Raw genomic sequence first — 19,163 nt, forward strand, 5'->3', positions numbered from 1 at the left:
TCCTTGCGGTGGTTCGGGTGGCCGGTCAGCGGGTGGGGTTGAGCCAGTCGCAGGCGTACGCGCTGCCCTGATCGCAGGCGTCTTGCATGCCCTCGGTCCACCCGTCGTTGAAGGCTTCGACCAGCACGGATTCGGGCGTGTCCGGTGTAGCGGTGGTGTGGCCGACCAGCCACCCGCCGACGGCGGTTGCGGTGGCCAGCGCGAGCGCGGCGAGGGCGCGGCGGGGGTTCATCGCGGGTTCTCCGATGGTTGAGCCGGGGCGGTTAGCGGGCGTTGCGGCGGTTGCGGCGCGGGCGGCGGCCGGTGATCTCGGCGCGGTCGCGGTCGTAGCTGTTCACCGGGGCGGGGGCGGCGGTCACCGGCTCCGACTCCACAGCAGCCCCAGTCGGGCCCTGTACGGCCCGCTTCACCAGGCCGGGCAGCTGCCGGGCCCAGCGGGCGACAAGGCCCGCCAGGAGGGCCGCCGCAAGCCCCCCGCCCCAGTTGTGCGTCTGCCACGGCGACCCAGCCAGCAGCATGGCCAGCCCCAGGGCGGCGGGGGTGAGGTGGTTGCGCATCGTGATCTCGTTTCGGTTGGTGCGGCGTTGTGTGTCCAACACTGCGGGATCACCGCATTGGTTGTCCAATGCGAGAGGTGTGTTCGTCGTCACACTCAACGAGGCTGCTCGTTCTCGCCAAGTTGGAAGACGCGCGCGCACGCGAAGGCGCTTGAAATCCCTTGTTGCGTAGGGGAATTGACGGTCGCGTTGCGGTCGTTCAGCGCTTGCTTCGGGGCGACCCGGGGGGTGTCTCCCGCGCGCGTTCCTTTATTGCCCGGAGCGTCATAGCAGCCGAGATCCGATACGAACGCCGGCCGACTCCTTCTTCTGGATCATCTACGTAGCGTGACCAGTAAGTTTGAACACTCTGCCACGCACTGACTGCGGAGAGTGAGGCTACAGGCGTTGGTGGTGTTAACCACCCCGGCTTAATACAGGTGGAGGCCGCTCCGCGCGCGTGCGCGCACCTGTTGCTGCGGCACCCCGGCCGGCCTCCTCCCACAGCCCCGCCAGGGCAACGCTCCCCACCGGTCCTCTCTCCCCGGTCGAGGTCGAGCACCTGGCGGGGCCCTGAGCTTCAAGGAGGTCTCCGTGTCGGCGAGTTCGCGCCGGACGACCCCTCTTCCCCCGCACTGGGCCCGCCTTCGCCGCGCGGTGATGAACCGCGACGGCTGGATGTGCCGACACATCCGCTACGACACCGGCGAGCCGTGCGGCGAGCCCGCCCGCCACTGCGACCACCTCGTCCCCGCCTCCGAAGGCGGCTCCGACGACCCCGCCAACTTGCGGGCCTTGTGCGACTGGCACGTCCTGCGCAAGGACGCGGCCGACGCCGGCCGAGCCCGCCGAAGGGCCGCTGCGGACCGCTGGCAGCCCGCCCGAACCCGCCGACCGCATCCCGGGGAGGTCCGTTGAACGTCGACCCCGCCGAGAAGGACCCGGCGAAGATCCGCGCCGCGCTGATCGAGCTGTACGAGACCGAGTTGGACTTGGAGCCGACCGACCTCACGCTGATCGACATCGCCTCGCCGATGCTCGCCCGCGCCGCCCAGCTCGACGCCGTGGTGAAGCGGGAAGGCCAGATGATCGAGGGCGGCAACCGCAAGGACATGATGGTGCTGCACCCTGGCATCGCGCAGGCCCAGCTCAACCGGACCCAGGCCGCCGGCCACCTCGCCAAGATCCGCGGTGAGGGCGAAGGCCCGAAGCGCGGCCACAATGCCCGCGACGCCATCGCCGCCCGCTGGGGCAACCGAGTCTGAGAAGGGGGCCGCCGTGGCACGCCGCAAGACCCGGGCCGCCGGGCCCTCGGACGAGTCGCTGCGCATCGCGCGGACCATCGTCTACTACGAGGCGTGCTTGGACTCCGAGGTCCCGCACGCCGTCGCCCGCGAACTGTGGGCCCACGACATGAACACCCCGTTCCGCGCGGGGCGGGCGTTGTCCTCGGAAACTGCGCGACACCTTGAAGCCGCAGCCCGCGCGAATGCGCGCGACGCCTAGGGATATCCGTTCGTGGCGCGGACGGACGCTGAATCGAGAAGCGAGGCCGGGGCACGAAGTAGCCCGCCCTCTGTGCTTCTGCCTCACCTCATCGGGTGGTTTGGATCGTGAAGCATTCAGGCGTCTTGGAAGGCCCTCATAGCGTGAGCGTCGCCGTAATTCGTGGACACCTCTCCTTGAGGGGCGGCACATGCGGCATACCTGAGGGAGCGTAGATGGCAAACTTCCAGCTCGGTGACGTCCCCACCGGCTTCGTGTTCAACGAGAGTGGCGGGCTCATTCACTACCGGTACGGGCTCCTCCTGGCCGTCCCCCAGCCCAATCAGACTGGTGTGTGGGGTGATGCCTACCTCAGCTTCGGCTCCAGCTGGGTGGACGTGCGGCTGAAGGTCCAGTTCCACAACGGCACGGCCTGGCTCCCGGCCAAGGACTGGGACATCAACCAGAACGACGGACGCCTCGCCGAGAAGCTCCCCAAGGGAATTCAGAAGATCCATGTCGGGCGCGTGAAGAAGAACGGCGGCGACGTCGTGGATGACAACCCGGTGGGCTGGCTCCTCGAATACGTGTAACAGCTCTGGGCTCATCTCCCGCGCCTCGGACTGGCCTCGCGCCGGCCCGGGGCGCGTCGCCTTGTCCTACCTTCCACGCAGGACCGGGGCTGTGCGTGACTGAGTCGAGGAGGCCAGCTCTGACCATCACCTACGAGCCGGTCCGCACCATCGCGGACTCCGTCCCGCACCCTCACCGCACCCTCGCGGGCGAGCTGCTGCGCTGGTCGGCGCACGCCTTCCGGCCGGACTGGAAGTACACCCCCGAGCAGGTCAGAATCCTCTCCCGCTGGTACGAGTTGCGCGACGACGCGGTCCCGGAGGACCCGAACGACCCCGAGACCTGGGGTCGGTCCTTCCGCTACGAGTCCGGCACCCTGCGCCGCCTCAAGGGGTGGGGCAAGGACCCGAAGATGGCGTCGGTGGCCGCGATGGAGTTCGTCGGCCCGTGCCGCCTGGTCGGCTTTCGCGCCGACGGCTCGCCGATCGGCGGGCCGCCCCAGGAGAGCTGGGTGCAGATCTTTGCCACGGCGGCCGGACAGAACGTCAACACCATGTCGGCGTTCTCCACGATCTTCAGCCAGGCCGCCATCGACCGGTACGCGATCAAGCTGGGCCAAGAAGTCTGCTACGCCAGCCAGACCGATACCGACGGCCGGCAGTGCCGCCTGGAGGCGAAGGCGTCGTCGTTCCGTGCCGCCGAGGGCGGCCGACCTTCGTTCGCGCTGCTCAACGAGACCTGGCACTGGGTCGAGGGCAACCACGGCCCCCGCCTGGCCGCAACGATCCGCCCGAACGCCACCAAGGTCGGCGGGCGGACGATGGAGATCACCAACGCCCCGATCATCGGGGAGGAGAGCGTCGCCGAAGGCACCTGGTACGCCTTCGAGAAGCAGCGCGACGGGATCAACAGGAACGCCGGCATCTACTACGACTCGGTGGAGGCCCCGCCCGGGGTCGATCTCGCCGACGAGGACCAGCTGCGCGCCGCGATCCTGTGCGCCCGCGGCGACTCGGTCTGGATCAACCCCTCCCGGGTGATGAAGGACATCTGGTCGGCGTCCACGTCCGAGGACGAGTCCCGCCGGAAGTACCTCAACCAGCTCTCCAGCCACGATGACGCGCTGGTGGACCGCGACACCTGGGACCTGGCCACGGTCGAGCCCGAGGACGGCATCCGACCCGGCGAGCGTATCGTGCTCGCCTTCGACGGCGGCAAGACCGACGACTCGACTGCCCTGCTGGCCATGAGAGTTCGGGACAAGCTGGTGCAGCCGCTCGCGCTGTGGGAGAAGCCGGACGGCCCGGCCGGCAAGAACTGGGAAGTGGACGGTCAGGAGGTCAACGACATGGTCGGCCACGTCTTCCAGAAGTACACCGTCACCGCCTTCTTCGCCGACGTGAACGGCTGGGAGTCCTACGTCGCCGACTGGTCGGAGACCTACGGCAAGCACCTGCTGATCAAGGCGTCCGGCAAGTCCACGGTCGGGTTCGACATGCGCGCCAACCAGCGCGAGATCACCACCGAGCACATGGCGATGGTCGGCGCGATCGAGACGGCGTCCCTGCCGCACGTGCGCGACTACTCGCTGACCCGGCACACCATGAACGCGCGCAAGCGCCCGAACCAGTACGGCATCGGGTTCGGCAAGGAGAGCCGCGAGTCGAAGCTGAAGATCGACCTGTACGCCACGATGGTGATCGCCTGGATCGCCCTGCGCCGCCTCGCCGAGAGCGGCAAGCTCAAGCCCCCGAAGCAGCCCGGACAACTCCAGACCAGAGGAGGGTTCTGATGTCCCTCCCCGTCGTTCTCCAGCGTGCCCGGCACGCCAAGGGCCTGGTCGACCGCGACTTCGACCGGTTGAACCTGGTCGACCGCTACGCCCGCGGCCTGCATCGCGCGCCGTGGATGCCGGCCAAGGCCAACGCCGAGTTCAAGGACCTCGTCAAGCGGTCCATCGTCAACGTCTCCGGCCTGGCGGTGGAGGCCCCGCTGAACGCGCTGCGCGTCCAGGGCTTCCGCAAGCCGGGCAGCGGTGAGAACGCCTACGAGTGGAAGTACTGGCAGAAGAACCGGCTGGACGAGCGGCAGAACGCCGTCCACCGGGCTGCCCTCACCTCCGGTGCGGCCTACGTCGCGGTCACCCCGGACCCGCAGAAGGGCCGCAAGGAGCCGCTGATCCGGGGCTACGACGCGATCAACACCGTGGCCGTCTACGCCGATCCGGCTTGGGACGAGTTCCCGGTGTACGCGCTGCACGTGCCCGAGCAGCAGCCCGACGAGGACCGCACCGTCGGCTTCCTGTGGGACGACATCGCCCGCCACACCATCGACCTGGACGCCGAGCCGGATTCCGCGGTGCTGGTCTCCGAGCCGCACGGCATGTCCGTGTGCCCGGTGGTGCGGTTCTCCCCGTCGGTGGACCTTCGGGGCCGCACCCGGGGTGTGGTCGAGCCGCTGATCACCCCGCAGGACCGCCTCAACCAGCACTCGCTGTCGCTGCTGCTGACCGAGCACTGGGGTGCCCACGCCATCCGGTACGCCACCGGCCTCGCCCCCAGCGAGCGCCTGGACCCGGAGACCGGTGACCCGCTGCGCGACCCCGAGACCGGCGAACCGGTCTACGACGTCCCCTCGCTCGACCCGTCCACGCTGCTGATGGCGCCCAACTCGGACGCCAAGTTCGGGCAGCTCCCCGCGATGGGGACCAGCGATCTGCTGGCCTCCCGTCGGCAGACCATCGAAGAGATGATGGGCCTGGCCGACGTGCCGCCGCACTACCTCGCCGGGTCGAACCTGGTGAACCTGAGCGCGGACGCGCTGGCCGCAGCGGAGACCTCGTTCAAGAGGTTCCTCTCCACGCTCCAGGACTCGCTGGGCGAGTCCTGGGAGTCGGTGTTCCGGCTGTGCGCCGTCGCGGCCGGCCGGGGCGAGATCGAGCAGGACGAGAGCCAGGTCGAGTGGGCCGAGAAGGCAACCCGCAGCCTGGCCCAGGCTGCCGACGCCATGGTCAAGCTCATGCAGGCGGGGGTGCCGCTCAGCGTCGCGCTGCGCAAGATCCCCGGCTTCTCCCAGGCCGACATTGACGAGGCGGTGAAGGCCGCCGAGGAGGCCGCCCGCAAGGCGGAGGCCGCCGAGGCCGAGGCCCTGAAGCAGCAGAAGGAGGCGACGGCCCGCCAGGCGGAAGGACGAGGAGGGCGGGTTTCTGAGAGGGCCGGAGGGGCGTAGATGCCTGGGAGCCCCCGAGCGCCTTGACATGCCCCACGGGCATGCTTCGAAGTGTGAGATGTCACGCTGCCCCCGATCCGAGTCGGACAGCACTCCGCCCCGGTACAGGTGAGGCGCTGCACCGGGGCGGGGTGTGTGCCTTATGCGGAGGGCTGGATGAACGACTTGAACAGGACGAGGTTTCCGAGCTTCTGGCCGATTCTCACCCTGGTTTTCACGCCGAAGCACTCGGGCTCCGTGAAGACGAAGATGTCGGACTGGCTGTGGTTGTCAGGTGCCCAGGCGGTCTGCAGGGGCTTGCCCTCGACTTCGGGAACCTCGATGCACTGGTCGTCGGGAATTTCCAGGTTGTCGGGGTACTGTCCGCTCTTCGCCTGGTTCGGGAAGAGCGGGTCGCCGTACTTGTAGGCGATGTAGCCGTGGTCCGCGTGCGCCGAGGTGGGCAGCGTCACGAGGAGGGCGAGGGCGCCGAGAACGGCGGCGGCTGTGCGGCGAAGACGCACGAGAGTACTCCTTACTATTCGGCGACGAAGTGCTCTCAGCTTGACGTTCGTAGGGCCAAAGCCCTTGTCGGCGCGGGCTAAATCACCCGTATGGAGGCGTAGGAACGATGTTCCCCTCGGCAGCCCATGGCTGACTCACGCGGGATTGCGTGTTTGACCCATGACTGCTCGTCCGGGCAGGTCCTGACATCTGCGCGCCCACACAGGTATTTGATCAGGTGATACGCCATGACTGGACTGCACCAACGAGCCCTGCCAGATGGGGCTGCTAACCGTCGTAGGGAGAGCTAAGGAGGCGGCCCGTGGCGTGGACTCCGAGGTCCGCCGAGATTCTGTGGGCGGTGGCCGCGTACCAGCTCGCGCAGGAAGCGCTGGCCGCTGACTTCGCCGCCCGCTGGGCGGAGGTACTGGCCGCCGTTGAGGCCCGTGAGATCGCCGGTTCGCTGACCGAGCTCGAAGCCGAGTACGCGGCGGCGATCCGCGAATCCGCGGCGGCCTCCCGGGCGCTGTCGATCTCCTTCTACCGGCTGGTGCGGGCGTTGGAGACCGGCCGCGTGATCGGCGGCCCCGGCTACCGCCCGGGTGCCTCGCTCGGCTCCCTGTGGGCCGACTTCAACAAGGCCACCGGCAAGCGGACCGGCACCGGTCCGCGCGAGCAACTGCCCGTCGACACCCGCAACCCCTTCCCCGCCGAAGACCTCGCCCGCGAGGCCCGCAGGGCCGAGGAAACGTTCCGCCACCAGGTCTCCGACCGCGTGGCCAAGCACGAGCGCGAACGCGCCGACCGCACGGGCTCGGCCGCGCTGGACGACGAAGAACTCGTCGCCTGGGAGCGCGAGTTCCTGGACTCGTTGCGCACCGGAAGCACCGGGGCGGGCGGGATGCTCGTCCAGGACGGCGGCCGGGACATGATCCACAACGCGCTGCAGGACGACCCCGGAGCGATCGGCTACTACCGCAAGACCGACACGAGCCCCTGCTACTTCTGCGCGCTGATGGCCGGCCGAGGCGCGGTCTACAAGTCCAAGCGCACCGCCGCGTTCGGCGCTCACCCCCACTGCCACTGCCAGGCCGTCCCCATCTTCGCCCGCCGCTACCAACTGCCCTCCGAGAACAGCCGGTTCAGCCGGATGTGGCGGGACTTCGGGGGTGGGTCGCTGGCGGACTGGCGCACCTACTACAGCAAGACCACGAAGACTTAGGAGAGACGTGCCCGAGACCCCGACGCCCGAGACCCCGACGCCGGCCGAGGCGATCCCCGGCGGCGTGGTGAACCCGGCCACCCCGCCGGCTGAGCCGCAGCCCGAGGCCCTGGCGGGCGGCGAGGAGAGCGCCGCCCCGAAGCCGGTGGAGCCGGATTACCGGGCGCTGTACGAGAAGATCCAGGCTGACCTGGACACCGCCCGCGAGCGCGGCCAGGAGGCCGGGGTCGAGGCGGACGAGCTGCGCGCGCAGGTCGCCCAGCTCCAGGAGCAGGCGCTTCGAGACCGCATCGCCGCCGAGTACGCGCTGCCGCCGGTCCTGGCCGCTCTGGTCCAGGGCGGCGACGAGGCTGCCGTCCGCGCGCACGCCGAGCAGCTGGCCGCTGTCGCCGCGCCGAAGCCGCTGCTGGGCGCGGGCGGGCTGACCCCGCACTCCGAGCCCGACCCGTACAAGGGCCTGGCCGAGAAGCTGCGCCTTCGCCGCTTCGGCATCTGACCGAGGAGTTGGGCGGCCGTGCGGGGTCAGGCATCACCCACCGTCACTCCGATGCGGTGTCCGCCTCGTCCAGTACAGCAGCACGCTTCTCCTCTTCCCCCCTGGAGATGTTCGAGGGGTCCTGGATCGGCTTGACGAAGGTGGGCCCAATGAGCTGCCCCTTGATCTGCTTGGTCTCCTGCCTCTGCTGACTCTCTGCCATGCCTTGTCTCCTTCTTCCGTGTCCGATTCGTTCGTTCTCTGACATGTTCCCACTCGGTGCAACCTTGTCACGAGACGATAACGAGACATCGGCAAACCCGCGGTCGGCTTGAAACGATCACCCGAACATGAGGCCGCCCTGCCCCGGGGCGGCCTTCCGTCTTCCCGAGGAACAGCGCTATCTCTCTCAACCCCGCACGTGCCAACGCCTTCCAGAACCCGGACAAGCTGGTCGCCCAGGCCATCGCCAACCTGAAGGACAGCGTCCAGCTGGCCCACAAGTTCGACCGCCGGGCCGCCGAGGAGTTCGTCAACGCCACCGGCCAGGTGCTCTCGATCCGCCGCCCCGCCCGTCTGAAGGGTGCAGAGGAGCGGATCGACGCCAAGCGCAAGTTCAACGACGCCACCACGTGGATTCAGTCGGAGAACCTGAACGAGGGCCTGCTGACGGTCAAGTTCGACACCCACGCCTACTCCGCGGTGGACCTGTCCGACGCGGAACTGTCGCTCGACCTCCTGTCCTTCGGCGAGCAGGTCATGGTCCCGCAGGTGGACTCCATCACCGAGCGCCTTGAGGACAAGGTGGCGAGCGCGATGAACGAGTTCCCCGACGTCGCCGCCACCGCGAAGATCCCGGTGGACCTGACCAAGGCCGCCAGCGACGAGCAGGCCGGCCAGATGATCCGCAAGAGCCTCGCCCGCCTGCGCGTCCAGCTCAACAAGGAGAACATCCCCGCCGAGGGCCGGACCGCCGTGCTCGGCTCCGAGGCCGCGTACTACGTGCTGAACGACCCGAACATCTCCCGGGCCAACGAGTCCGCCAACGGCGGCGCGGCGATCCGCCAGGCCACCATCGGCAACCTCTACGGCTTCGACATCGTGGAGTCCACCAACGATGTCCTCGCCCCCCTCGGCGTCTACGCCTTCCACCGCTCCGCGATCCAGCTCGTCTCGGGTGCGCCGTCGGTCCCGGAGTCCGCCAAGGGCGGCCGGCAGACCGCCGACGGCTTCGCCCTGCGCTGGATCAAGGACTACAACAGCGGTGCCGCGATGGAGCGTTCGTTCCTCTCCTCCTACTGGGGCGCGACCCTGGTCACCGACCTGAAGAAGAACGAGACCAACTGGCAGGACCCGAAGAACCTGGTCAAGGTCCGAGGCATCCGCGTCACCTTCACCGGCGAGCCGACCGCCCCGGTCGCCAAGTAAGGGGTCGCCGTGGCGCTCGACGTCGCCGACCTGTTCAAGCGCCTGGGCAAGCCCGCTCCCTCCACCGGCACCCCGGACTGGGAGCGGGCGAACGCCGCGATCGAAGACGCCTTCTGGGTCATCGCCGCCACCGGCCACCCCGCGTGGACCCCGCAGCGCCACCCCCAGGTGATCCGCACGCTGGCCCTGGCCGTCGCCGACCGCCGCTTCCGCAACCCGGAGTCGTACGTTCAGGAGCAGGCCGGAGAGGTCTCCTACCGCATGTCGGACGGCTCCCCGATGGGACTCGCCCTGACCCGGGGCGAGCAAGCCCTGATCGAACGGGTGGCAGGCCGCGGTGGTCTCAAGTCCGTGCCCGCCCGCCGCGAGGTCGCCTCGCGCGGCCTGCGTACCGGCTACCCGTTCCCGGACTCCGAAGACTCCTGGGGTGCCGCGTGAGCCTGCTGGAGCGAGGCCGCACCCGCGTGAGCGTCCATACCGTGGTCATGGTCGATGACGGCTACGGTGACCGTCGGCCGGCACCCGGGCCGAGCAGCATCTACTCGGCGTGGGTCGCACCGGTCGGCGACGCCGCGGGCTGGCGGGCCCCGGTCGGCGCTCAGGTCGGCTGGTCGCCGCCCGTGCGCCGAAAGGTGGTGTTCCCGCCGGACGTCGTGATCGACAAGTGGTCTAGCCTCGCCTTCGAGGACGACGGCGACCCCGGTACGCACTGGGCGGTGGTCGACGCCCCCCGCTCCCACCACGGCGCTTCCGACCGGATGCGTTTCGTCACCGTGATCGTGGAAGGGGGTGGCCAGAGTGCCTGAACTCCGTCCTGACCTGGACTCCGTGGTCGCCGGGCTGTCCGGCGTGATGGGCGCCCTCAAGCTGGAGGCCGAGGAGCGCAAGGCCCGCGTCGCCGCGAAGGCCGCGCTCCACATCGAGACCGGCGAGTTCATCGCCGGGCTGAAGGTGAAGCGGCACGCCAAGGGCTACGCCATCGTCAACGAAGACCCGCTGGCCGCCCACAAGAACTGGGGCGGCTTCAACCACCGCGCGAACCGGCCCGTGGACGGCATCCACGCGATGGAGGCCGCCCTGTGGTGACCCGCGAGCCGTACCTGATGCCCGACTCCGAGCGCATCGTGTTGGAAGCCCTGCGCACCGTGCTCCCCGAGCATCGCTGTGCGGTCTACCTGCCCACCGACTGGCAGCTCGCGCTGCGCAAGACGGGCGGCCTGGTGATCGCCCGCCGCGTCGGCGGGGTGATGAAGGACAAGCGCTTCATAGACGAGGGCATGTTCGTGGTCCAGACCTACGCCACGAGCCGGGCGGACGCCTCTCTGCTGGCCCGCCGGGCCCGCGCCGGCCTGGTCCGCCTCACCTTCGAGCAGTGGGGCAATGCGGAGGGCCACCTGTCCCGATTCCGCGAGGCCACGGGGCCGTTCATGACCACCGACCCCATGACCGAGGCCCAGACCGGCTTCTACCGGTTCTCGGGCAACTACATGATCGCTACACGGCCCCGATGAGGGCCGGAAAGGAGTCAGCGTGGCTGACGACTCCCCGGTCCTTGTACCGGGTACCGGATACATCTTCGTCGCCCCGCCGGGCACCGCGCTGCCGGACCTGAAGGCCGGGTTCGACCCGAAGGACTCAACCAAGTGGGGCCCGGCCGGGCTGAATTGGAAGTCCATCGGCAACACCAGCCTGGACAACGGCATCGAGATGAGCGTCGACGGCGACGAGCCGGAGGTGCTGGGGAGCTGGCAGCAGAAGAGCCTGCGCACCACCGACCCGAGCAAGACCTATGCCGTCACCATCAACCTGTCCGACTTCACCGCGGAGTCGTACCGGCTGTACTACGGCTCCGACAAGGGTCTGGACAGCAAGGGTCTGTTCTCGATCCCGACCAGCCCTACCGCGCAGAACCGCGCGCTGATGATCGCAGCCGTGGACGGCACGAAGTGCGTCGCCTGGCACTACCCGAAGACGTCGATCATCGGTGCGGACTCGGTGACCATGGACCCGGCCGCGCTAGGTGAGATGCCAGTGAGGGCCACCGTCGTGGCCCTCAACCAGTCAACTCCGCTCGGCACGGTGACACCCGTGTTCGACCTGGCCGTCGGCCTCCAGCCCTCGGCCTGACCCCGCCCTACGGGCCACCGCTTCCAGCTTCGAAGAACAATGCGGCCGCTGCACCCCTCACTGGTCTTGCCCCGGAGGGCTACGCCGAAGTTCGGCTTGTACAGCGCGGATGGCCTTGATGCTCGCGATTGCGTCTTTGCTGAGCAGAGGAATCTTCCGCAGCACAAGATGCAGCAACCAGAAAACGCCAGCAATAACCACCGAAACAGCGACTACCCAGTCAGGCACTCTCACAGCTCCTAATCTCGGAGCGGTAGCCGGGTGAACTGGGTGACGGCAGACTCGACCCGACCAACCGCATGTAGCGACATGTCGAACCGAGATGCTGCCGGCGCAGAAATCTCGAAAATAGAAGGCAGAACACCCACTGAATGTGGGCGCCTTTCGAGTAGGCAAAAGGGCGCTTCGCAAACCGTCCGAACTAGGCGAACTCCGTTCGGGCGCCGGCCCGAATCTCTACACCTAGTCGGTGTCGCCCATGGCTAGGCGACTGCGGCAGCGGGTGACCACTGCCTCGGCATGACTGTCACACATTGAATGCCTTAGCGTCAATCCGGAATTGTTCATTTCGTATCTTTAGGGGAGAACTGATCGTGACCACCCTGGACTTCGCCGCCCTCGCGGCCGAAGCCGAGCGCAAGCACACTGGCAAGGGCATTAAGTTCGTCGCCAAGAACGGCAAGAAGCTGCGCCTGCGCCGGATCGAGGCCCTGCCCGGCGGTGACCTGAGGGCGGCGCTCGCCCTGCTGGACATCGTGCAGTCGCAGAAGGTCAGCAACGAGAAGCGGATCGACGCGATGACCGGCCTGCTGGTCGCGGTCGCCTCCGACAAGAAGGCGATGCGCGAGAGCGTGGACGCGCTGCCGCTGGAGCAGACCATGACCGTGGTCGAGCGGTGGATGGAGGAGGCCGCGCCGGGGGAAGCGGTGGCCTGATCAGCCTGCTGGACAAGCACGGCGCGGAGATCACCGCCGACCTGCGCCGCTACTGCGGCATGGACATCCTGGACTTCGTCCGGGGCCGACACTCCGCCCGCTTCGTCCTCGCCCTGATCGGGACCTTCCCCGACGACTCCGCGACGCTGGCCGCACTCCGCGGTGGCCGTGAGGCCCTGGGCTGGGACGCCAGGACGTACGTCCTCGCGGACCTGGTGGACGCCGTCCAGGCGCTCACCCATGTCCAGGTCGCCAAGGCTTCGAAGAACCCCCGCAGTGTGGAGCGGCCGACGCCCTACCCCCGCCCATACGCCAAGAAGCCCCGCCGACCTGCCGGTACCAGCCCGTTCGCCGCCGCGCTCCAGCGCGAGGTCGGCGAGGGTGGGGGCCCGGTGCTCGCCGAGGCATCAGCCCCCCTAGCAGAAACGTTCCGCCTACCGGCGGCCGTGCTCGCGCGCTCCACCGCGCCGACGCGGCCCGCGCCGGTCCGACTCACGTAGGAGGTGAGCCGATGGCCGGCCCCGGCGGCAAAGAGGTAGGACGCCTCCATGTGAGGGTCCTGCCGGACACCGACGGCTTCCGGGACCGCTTGAAGCGGTACCTGGAGATGCTGGAGCGCTACACCAAGCTCAAGGTCAAGCTGGACCTTGACACCACGGGCGTGAACGCCCGGCTGCGGGAGCTGACCCACGACCGCAGGGTCCGGGTCAACGTCGTCGCCGACACCGGCGAGGCCGCCGCCCGGATCGCCGCCCTCACCCGCGAGCGACGAGCGCGGGTGCGGGCCGACGCGGACACCGCGCCGGCCGAGGCCCGCATCCGGGCGTTCACCGGCCGCCGCTGGCGGCTGGGCATCAACGTCCACCTCGCCAGAGGCGGACTGGACCGGGCCAAGTCCGGTCTGCGGGAGGTCGGTTCGGGGGCCGCGGAGGTCGCCCGGTCCTTCGGGCGGCTGTTCACGCTCTCGATCGAGCAGACGGCCTCCGCCCTCCAGGGCATCGGGTCGGGCATCAGCTCGGCTGCCCAGGGCACTCTGGGCATGGCGGCCGGGTTCGCCCAGTCCGCCGCTGCGGCAGCGCCGCTGCTGGTCGCGGTCATGGCCATCGCCTCGTGGGTGACGGTCGTTGCCTCCGGGCTGATCGGCGTCCTGGCGCTGGCGGCCTTGCCGGTCCTGCCGATCGGCCTCGCCGCGATCGCTGCGGCGGGCGATATGAAGACCCTCGGCAAGCAGGCCGAGGAGGCGATGCAGAAGGCGTCGGCGGCGCTGAGGCCCGCCACCGCCGCCATGCGCTCCGAGTTCGGGGGCGCGGTCCGCGACGTCACGAGCTGGTTCCGCCAGGCGGAACCGCAGTTCAAGGCGTTCTTCGACGCCGGGTCGAAGTTCGTCCGCCCCATGGTGAAGTCGGTCACCGACTTCAGCGACACGCTTGTCCCGAAGCTCACGGGGGCGATGTCGACGCCCGGGATGCGGGCGTTCACCGGCGAGCTGCCGGTTGCGCTCGTCGGCATCGGAGCCGCCTTCGGCGACTTCTTCCTCACCCTCTCCAACGGGGGCGACCGGCTCAAGCTGATCCTGGGCCCGCTGGTCGGCGTCCTGGACGCCGTCCTTCAGGGGCTGGCCTCCCTGGCGGTCCAGTTCTCGCCCGAGATCGCCGCGTCGGTCTCGTGGTTCGCGGACACCCTGCGCCAGTTCTTCCAGGTCTTCAAGGACAACGCGCAGGCCACGGCCTCCATGATGCGGCTGGTCGACCTCGGGCTTCGTGCCTTGGTCGTCGGCTTCGACATCACGATGAGCGCCTGGAACGCCCTGGCCATCGCCGCCGTCGCGGCCTGGCACGCTGTGCAGGCCGCCTGGGACGGGCTGACGTCCGCCACCTCCGCAGCCTGGTCCGCGGTGACCTCGTGGACGGCCTCGTGCTGGTCGTCCGTGACCTCGGCCGTCTCGTCGGCGGCCTCGTCCGTGGGCTCGGCCGTGTCGACGGCCTGGCGGAACGTGACGTCGTGGACGTCGTCGGCCTGGCAGACCTGCGTCAGCGCGGTGACCTCGGCCTGGTCGAGCATCACCAGCGGCGTCCAGTCAGGTATCACGGCGACGGTCTCGTTCGTCGCCGCGCTGCCGGGCAAGATCCTCTCGGCGATCGGCGACCTGGGCTCGCTGCTGTTCGACAAGGGCAAGTCCGCGATCCAGGGCCTGGTCAACGGCATGAAGTCGATCAGCGTCGGCGGCATCGTCTCCGGGATCGTCAGCAGCATCAACCCCTTCAGCTCGGCTCCCACGTCCGCCCCGGCCGCCGCCCCGCGCTCGCTGATGGCCGCACCGGTCATGGCGTTCGCCGCGATGCCGGCCGCCGCGTACGCGAGCCCGCTGGAGCAGGCCCTTCGCCCGGTCGCCTCGGGCCTTCGCTCGTTCGACTCCTACGGCTACGGCCAGCGCGCCGCCGCAGGTCTGCGCCACCCGGACACCCCGTCCAAGGCCGCAGCCAGCGAGCGCTACGGGCCGCGCATCACCGTCAACGCCACCACCAACGCGGACCCCCACGAAATCGGCAAGCAGATCGCGTGGGAGCTGAAGACCTCCGGGAGGTAGCTGCCATCACGCCCGTCACCGCGCCGATTGTCGGCGACGTCACCGCCCACACCGCCCGCGTGTTCTTCACCCTGGCCCACGGCGCGTGGACGGATACCGAGACCATCGACACGACCACGGGCACGACGCGCTTCGAGGCCGAGGACCCCGACTGGCCGGGCACCGCCTTGATCGGGGGCCGGGAGCCGCTGGAACCCGGCACCGAGTACCAGGTGCGCTGCCACCGTGGCGGAGCGGACATCGACGAATGGTCCGAGCCGGTCACATTCCGCACGCTGCCCGACCTGCCCGCGCCGCGAAGGCCGGACATGGGCCCCCAGCCCAGTGCCCGCAACCCCTATACCGGCCAGCCATGGACGGCGTCGTGGGGCGGGCTGCTGCTGGGTGAGGACTCCTCCGTCGTCCTGGAAGAGGTGGCCGGCCTCCTGGACGCGCCCGACGTGCGAACCTCGGACGCCGAACTGCTCCAGCGCGACGGCCTCACCCCGGGCACCGACTACATGGGAGCGCGCACCGTCACGCTCACCATGCTCGCCCTGGACGATCACGAAGTCCCGGACCTGCTGGCGGCGTTCGCCCCAGGTGGGGACGAGCAGCCCTTCGCGTTCGCGTTCCCGGGGGTGGCGGGCGGGAAGGCCCGGATCATGGCCCGGGTGCGCAAGCGCGCCGTCACCGTGGACCGCGACTTCCACGCGGGCCGCCGCCGGGTCACGGTCGAGCTGCTGGCCACCGGCCCCCGCCTGTACTCCGCCGACCAGGCCTCGGCGACGGTCGCGGTCGACGTCCCCCGGGGCGGGCGCCCCATCTTCCCGTTGATGTTCCCGTTCGACATGGGCAACGGTCCCGGCACCAGGGCCGCCCCGGACATCGTCAACACGGGCTCGGTGGACACCTGGCCCGTCATCCGGCTCACCCCGCGCACGGGCGAGATCCGCGACCCGTCGCTGACCCTCGTCCACAACGGCGAGCGCAAGCGCTTCGCCTGCCGGGGACTGCGGGTCGGCCGAGGTGACGCCCTGGTGATCGACATGGGGCGTCGCCGCATCACCCTCAACGGTGCCAGCCGCTTCGGCCAGGTCGACCCGGGAGCCTCCTGGTTCGCCCTGCCTCCCGGAGCGAGCACCGTCCAACTCGACGTACTCGAAGGCCCCGCCGGGGTCACCGCAGATGTGCAGTGGCGCTCCGCCTGGATGTAAGGACCCCTTTCCCCTTGGTAGTTGAACTCCGCGCCCCACTTTTCATTCAGCAGGGGAGGTACGACGCACTCGATCTTCGCACGATGATCGGCGGTACCCGGGGCGCCCACGTCGGCGTCGCCGGACCCACCGCCCTGCTGGTCGAGAAGGTCGACAACCCCACCCCGCGCGTATCCGTGGCGGCCGGGTCGGTGTGGCTGCCGGACGACGTGGCCGTCTCTCACAAGGGCGCGGTCCACTTCGCCAACCTGGATGCCTCCGTGCAACTCCAGTGCTCCACCCCCAAGCCCGGGGAGGCCGCCCGCGAGGACCTCGTCGTCGCCTTCGCCGACCCCGACAGCGCCCCGGCAGGTCCCCAGCTGGCCGACATCCGCACCACCGCGGACCGCTACATGCAGTCCGTCTCCTTTGCCGCCGACGGAACCCCGTACGCGCCCGCCACCCCGGCGGCCGCAGGCACGCAGGTGACCAGGGAAGGCGCACGCGGCTGGTCCATCGCCGTGCTCGCCGAGTCCACCCCGGGCGCGAAGGACTGGCCCGTGCCGTCCAACTGCATCCGCCTCGCGCTGGTGAACATCGCCCAGACCGGCATCACCGGCATCGAGGACGTCCGGTTCGTCGCCGCCGGGCAGCTCGACACCACCCCGCTGCGCCAGGTCCGCACCGGGGGCGCTCAGGGCGTCGCCCAGGCCGCCGACGGAGCCCCGGCCGGCTCCCTGGTCTACGACTCGGCGACCACCGCCCTGCACAAGGTCACCGGCCCCGGCAACACCGCCCCGCTCGTGCCGGGAGCGGTCCGACTGGACGCCTCGTACCAGGCCGGGGAGGGGGCGTGGGGCAACGAAGGCTGGCACCAGTTCACGGCCCCGGCCGCCCCGTACCCGCGCCTGGTCACCGTCTCCTTCGAAGTCACCTACCGGGGTGAGTTCGGCGAAGGCTGGATCACGCCCGTCGTCGTGGGACATGGCGAGCGCCGCCAGGCCGGGCGCCCGCAGTACACCCGCGCGGGCGACAGCCACGACGCCAGAGGATGCGCCACCGTCAAGGTCCCGGCCGGCACCCCGCTCAACGTCTCCACCACCTGCGCCCCGGGCAACACGATGAGCAACAACATCAAGTTCACCGCCGCGTGGACCTCCTACGCCGAGGCCATCGTCACGGTGGCGGCCTGATGGCGGACGACTACCGGGTGATCCTCTCCGAGTTCAAGGGCGGCCGGCTGCTCGCCGAGCTGCCCGTCTCCGGGCTCAGCTACCGCTCCATCCTCAACGCCCCCGGCTCCGCCACCTTCACCGTGCCGCTCGCCGCAGAACCCCTCGCCGGGCTGGACTGGTCGCTGATCTCGCCGTGGCGGATCACCGCCCACGTCCAGCGCGGCAGCCGCGTGCTGTGGGGCGGCCCGTTGCTCTCGTGGTCCGTCGACCTGTCTGCCGAGACGATGACGCTCGACTGCGTCGGCCTGTGGGAGTACTACCGCAGGAACATGATCAATCTGGGGTACTCCACCGGCACCACGCCGCGTGAACAGACCACCATCGCCCGCGAGTTGATCCAGCAGTTCGCCGACACCCCCTCGCCCGTCTCCCCCGGCCAGAACGGCTACTGGGGCAGCAACGGTCCCGGCGCGCTGAGCTTCGGCCCCGACCTGGACACGATGAAGCGCGAGCGCACATACATGTGGTTCGAGTGGAAGTCCGTCGGGGAGGCCGTCGAACAGCTCGGCGCGGTGATCCGCGGGTTTGACTTCCGGATCGATCACGACTGGGACGTGGACGCCCGCGTGATCCGCAACCGGATGCGATGGCTTTACCCAGCCGGCGGCGAGGACACCGGCATCGTGCTGGAGCACGGCACCAACTGCACCGTCACCTCCGTCTCCTCCGACGGCGACCGGATGTGCACCGAGACCGGCGTCAACGGCGCGGGCGAAGGCTGGTCGCAGCTCAAGAGCTGGTGGTACAACGGCCAGTTGGAGACCGAGGACGGCCGCCGCATCCCGCGCCTGGCCGCCGTCGAGACCAACAACTCCGTCGTCCGGGTCGAGACCCTGACCGCCCAGGCCGAGCGCATGACCGCCGTCGGCGCGTTCCCCATCATCGTCCCCGAGGTCACCCTCCACCCCGGCGGCGAGTACTCCGCCGCCGAGCTGCGCGTCGGTCACAGGATCCGCGTGCGCGCCCGCACCGCCCGCTGGCCCGGCATCGACGCCGAGTACGTCATCCAGGAGATCAACACCAAGGTCTCCCGCAGTGGCGAGGAGACCACCCTCGCCCTCGTCCCGACGACCGCTTTCGAGCGTGTCGACGACTGGGTGAAGGGAGAGTTCGCCGCATGACCGTCTACGGCCGCCCCACCCTCGCCGACGAGTTCCGCGGAATCGACACCCGCCTGTCCGCCATGGAACGTACCGCCAGCGTACTCGGCGCGGTCCTGCCCATGGCCCCCTACCGGCCCGGCCTGGACGTCGCCACCACCTGGCGCGCCGCCGCCACCATCCCCACCGCCGGCATCGCCCATCCAGTCATCCGCCTGGACTGCCGTGTCTCCGCCAAACAGGGCGCAGGCGTCTGGCTCAGGCTCTTCGACGTCGACAAGGCCCGGGCGGTCACCGCCGAGTGGCAGTACACCGGCGGCCCGCTCAACAACGGCTGGGTCCGCTTGGACTGGGCCATGCCGACTGGCGGCGGCCAGCCCGGCGAATGGCAACGACTCCTCCTCCAGACCAAGACCGACGTGACCGGCGGCGGCACCGTCGACCCCGGCGTGGCCATGGCCCTCCCGTTCAACCAGGCCCCTGCCGCCACCGAGGCCGGCACCTGGACCCCCGTGCCCCTCCCGCCCGGCTACGCCTGACCCCAATCTCCTATCCCGTAGACCACCTACAAGAT

At 69.6% G+C, this 19,163-nt stretch carries 25 protein-coding genes; 21 read left to right on the plus strand and 4 right to left on the minus strand.

What is annotated here, in order from left to right; all coding sequences use genetic code 11:
• Positions 1 to 25 precede the first annotated feature (25 nt).
• Positions 26 to 232: a hypothetical protein gene (locus ACFY2K_RS10835; protein ID WP_387710769.1), complete on the minus strand. Its 207-nt coding sequence runs from the start codon at positions 230 to 232 to the stop codon at positions 26 to 28.
• A gap of 31 nt (positions 233 to 263) precedes the next feature.
• Positions 264 to 557, minus strand: a complete 294-nt coding sequence (locus ACFY2K_RS10840; protein WP_387710771.1) for a hypothetical protein — start codon at positions 555 to 557, stop codon at positions 264 to 266.
• A 573-nt stretch (positions 558 to 1,130) separates the two neighbouring features.
• Here ACFY2K_RS10840 and ACFY2K_RS10845 point away from each other — a divergent pair.
• From ACFY2K_RS10845 to ACFY2K_RS10870, 6 genes are all read left to right on the plus strand, one after another.
• The gene (locus ACFY2K_RS10845; protein WP_387710773.1) at positions 1,131 to 1,454 is read left to right on the plus strand and encodes an HNH endonuclease; all 324 of its coding nucleotides are present in this window, start codon (positions 1,131 to 1,133) and stop codon (positions 1,452 to 1,454) included.
• Complete coding sequence (locus ACFY2K_RS10850; protein ID WP_387710775.1) at positions 1,451 to 1,801, plus strand: hypothetical protein; 351 nt, start codon at positions 1,451 to 1,453, stop codon at positions 1,799 to 1,801. Before ACFY2K_RS10845 ends, ACFY2K_RS10850 begins: the two co-directional genes overlap by 4 nt.
• 13 nt (positions 1,802 to 1,814) lie before the next feature.
• Positions 1,815 to 2,042 carry a hypothetical protein gene (locus tag ACFY2K_RS10855; RefSeq protein WP_387710777.1) on the plus strand — a complete coding sequence of 76 codons (228 nt, stop codon included), beginning with the start codon at positions 1,815 to 1,817 and terminating at the stop codon, positions 2,040 to 2,042.
• Positions 2,043 to 2,257: 215 nt separating this feature from the next.
• Positions 2,258 to 2,614, plus strand: a complete 357-nt coding sequence (locus ACFY2K_RS10860; RefSeq protein WP_387710779.1) for a hypothetical protein — start codon at positions 2,258 to 2,260, stop codon at positions 2,612 to 2,614.
• Positions 2,615 to 2,709: 95 nt separating this feature from the next.
• Complete coding sequence (locus tag ACFY2K_RS10865) at positions 2,710 to 4,386, plus strand: terminase (RefSeq protein WP_387710781.1); 1,677 nt, start codon at positions 2,710 to 2,712, stop codon at positions 4,384 to 4,386.
• Complete coding sequence (locus ACFY2K_RS10870) at positions 4,386 to 5,822, plus strand: phage portal protein (protein ID WP_387710782.1); 1,437 nt, start codon at positions 4,386 to 4,388, stop codon at positions 5,820 to 5,822. Before ACFY2K_RS10865 ends, ACFY2K_RS10870 begins: the two co-directional genes overlap by 1 nt.
• 140 nt (positions 5,823 to 5,962) lie before the next feature.
• On the opposite strand, the gene ACFY2K_RS10875 is transcribed toward ACFY2K_RS10870, so the two are convergent.
• Positions 5,963 to 6,325, minus strand: coding sequence for a hypothetical protein (locus ACFY2K_RS10875; protein WP_387710784.1), 363 nt, complete (start codon positions 6,323 to 6,325; stop codon positions 5,963 to 5,965).
• 302 nt (positions 6,326 to 6,627) lie between these two features.
• Between ACFY2K_RS10875 and ACFY2K_RS10880 the strand changes: the two genes are divergently transcribed.
• Both ACFY2K_RS10880 and ACFY2K_RS10885 read left to right on the plus strand, forming a co-directional pair.
• Complete coding sequence (locus tag ACFY2K_RS10880) at positions 6,628 to 7,527, plus strand: hypothetical protein (RefSeq protein ID WP_387710786.1); 900 nt, start codon at positions 6,628 to 6,630, stop codon at positions 7,525 to 7,527.
• A gap of 7 nt (positions 7,528 to 7,534) precedes the next feature.
• Positions 7,535 to 8,023 carry a hypothetical protein gene (locus tag ACFY2K_RS10885; RefSeq protein ID WP_387710788.1) on the plus strand — a complete coding sequence of 163 codons (489 nt, stop codon included), beginning with the start codon at positions 7,535 to 7,537 and terminating at the stop codon, positions 8,021 to 8,023.
• Positions 8,024 to 8,066: 43 nt separating this feature from the next.
• Here the strand turns inward: ACFY2K_RS10885 and ACFY2K_RS10890 are convergent, their stop codons facing one another.
• Complete coding sequence (locus ACFY2K_RS10890) at positions 8,067 to 8,225, minus strand: hypothetical protein (protein WP_387710790.1); 159 nt, start codon at positions 8,223 to 8,225, stop codon at positions 8,067 to 8,069.
• Between the two features lie 227 nt (positions 8,226 to 8,452).
• Here ACFY2K_RS10890 and ACFY2K_RS10895 point away from each other — a divergent pair, with 227 nt between their 5' ends.
• The 13 genes from ACFY2K_RS10895 to ACFY2K_RS10955 all read left to right on the plus strand — a co-directional run bounded on the left by ACFY2K_RS10895 (position 8,453) and on the right by ACFY2K_RS10955 (position 19,128).
• Positions 8,453 to 9,430 carry a P22 phage major capsid protein family protein gene (locus ACFY2K_RS10895; protein WP_387710969.1) on the plus strand — a complete coding sequence of 326 codons (978 nt, stop codon included), beginning with the start codon at positions 8,453 to 8,455 and terminating at the stop codon, positions 9,428 to 9,430.
• A gap of 9 nt (positions 9,431 to 9,439) precedes the next feature.
• Complete coding sequence (locus ACFY2K_RS10900) at positions 9,440 to 9,868, plus strand: hypothetical protein (RefSeq protein ID WP_387710792.1); 429 nt, start codon at positions 9,440 to 9,442, stop codon at positions 9,866 to 9,868.
• Complete coding sequence (locus tag ACFY2K_RS10905; protein ID WP_387710794.1) at positions 9,865 to 10,236, plus strand: hypothetical protein; 372 nt, start codon at positions 9,865 to 9,867, stop codon at positions 10,234 to 10,236. The genes ACFY2K_RS10900 and ACFY2K_RS10905 overlap by 4 nt, the downstream gene beginning before the upstream one ends.
• Positions 10,229 to 10,516, plus strand: coding sequence for a DUF5403 family protein (locus tag ACFY2K_RS10910; RefSeq protein WP_387710796.1), 288 nt, complete (start codon positions 10,229 to 10,231; stop codon positions 10,514 to 10,516). Before ACFY2K_RS10905 ends, ACFY2K_RS10910 begins: the two co-directional genes overlap by 8 nt.
• A complete protein-coding gene (locus ACFY2K_RS10915; protein WP_387710798.1) occupies positions 10,510 to 10,941 on the plus strand; it encodes a hypothetical protein in 432 nt (143 codons plus the stop codon). Before ACFY2K_RS10910 ends, ACFY2K_RS10915 begins: the two co-directional genes overlap by 7 nt.
• 19 nt (positions 10,942 to 10,960) lie before the next feature.
• The gene (locus ACFY2K_RS10920; protein WP_387710800.1) at positions 10,961 to 11,557 is read left to right on the plus strand and encodes a hypothetical protein; all 597 of its coding nucleotides are present in this window, start codon (positions 10,961 to 10,963) and stop codon (positions 11,555 to 11,557) included.
• A 593-nt stretch (positions 11,558 to 12,150) separates the two neighbouring features.
• The gene (locus ACFY2K_RS10925; protein WP_387710801.1) at positions 12,151 to 12,492 is read left to right on the plus strand and encodes a hypothetical protein; all 342 of its coding nucleotides are present in this window, start codon (positions 12,151 to 12,153) and stop codon (positions 12,490 to 12,492) included.
• Entirely contained in the window at positions 12,453 to 12,992 is a 540-nt protein-coding gene (locus tag ACFY2K_RS10930; RefSeq protein ID WP_387710803.1) for a hypothetical protein, read from the plus strand. Before ACFY2K_RS10925 ends, ACFY2K_RS10930 begins: the two co-directional genes overlap by 40 nt.
• Positions 12,993 to 13,042: 50 nt before the next feature.
• Positions 13,043 to 15,079, plus strand: a complete 2,037-nt coding sequence (locus ACFY2K_RS10935; protein ID WP_387710805.1) for a hypothetical protein — start codon at positions 13,043 to 13,045, stop codon at positions 15,077 to 15,079.
• Positions 15,052 to 16,275 carry a phage distal tail protein gene (locus ACFY2K_RS10940; protein ID WP_387710807.1) on the plus strand — a complete coding sequence of 408 codons (1,224 nt, stop codon included), beginning with the start codon at positions 15,052 to 15,054 and terminating at the stop codon, positions 16,273 to 16,275. The genes ACFY2K_RS10935 and ACFY2K_RS10940 overlap by 28 nt, the downstream gene beginning before the upstream one ends.
• An 83-nt stretch (positions 16,276 to 16,358) precedes the next feature.
• A complete protein-coding gene (locus tag ACFY2K_RS10945) occupies positions 16,359 to 17,447 on the plus strand; it encodes a hypothetical protein (RefSeq protein ID WP_387710809.1) in 1,089 nt (362 codons plus the stop codon).
• Entirely contained in the window at positions 17,447 to 18,610 is a 1,164-nt protein-coding gene (locus ACFY2K_RS10950) for a hypothetical protein (RefSeq protein WP_387710811.1), read from the plus strand. The genes ACFY2K_RS10945 and ACFY2K_RS10950 overlap by 1 nt, the downstream gene beginning before the upstream one ends.
• Positions 18,607 to 19,128, plus strand: coding sequence for a hypothetical protein (locus ACFY2K_RS10955; RefSeq protein WP_387710813.1), 522 nt, complete (start codon positions 18,607 to 18,609; stop codon positions 19,126 to 19,128). The genes ACFY2K_RS10950 and ACFY2K_RS10955 overlap by 4 nt, the downstream gene beginning before the upstream one ends.
• Positions 19,129 to 19,163 lie beyond the last annotated feature (35 nt).

This window comes from Kitasatospora sp. NPDC001309 (assembly GCF_042896295.1).
In the GTDB taxonomy this organism is placed as follows: domain Bacteria; phylum Actinomycetota; class Actinomycetes; order Streptomycetales; family Streptomycetaceae; genus Kitasatospora.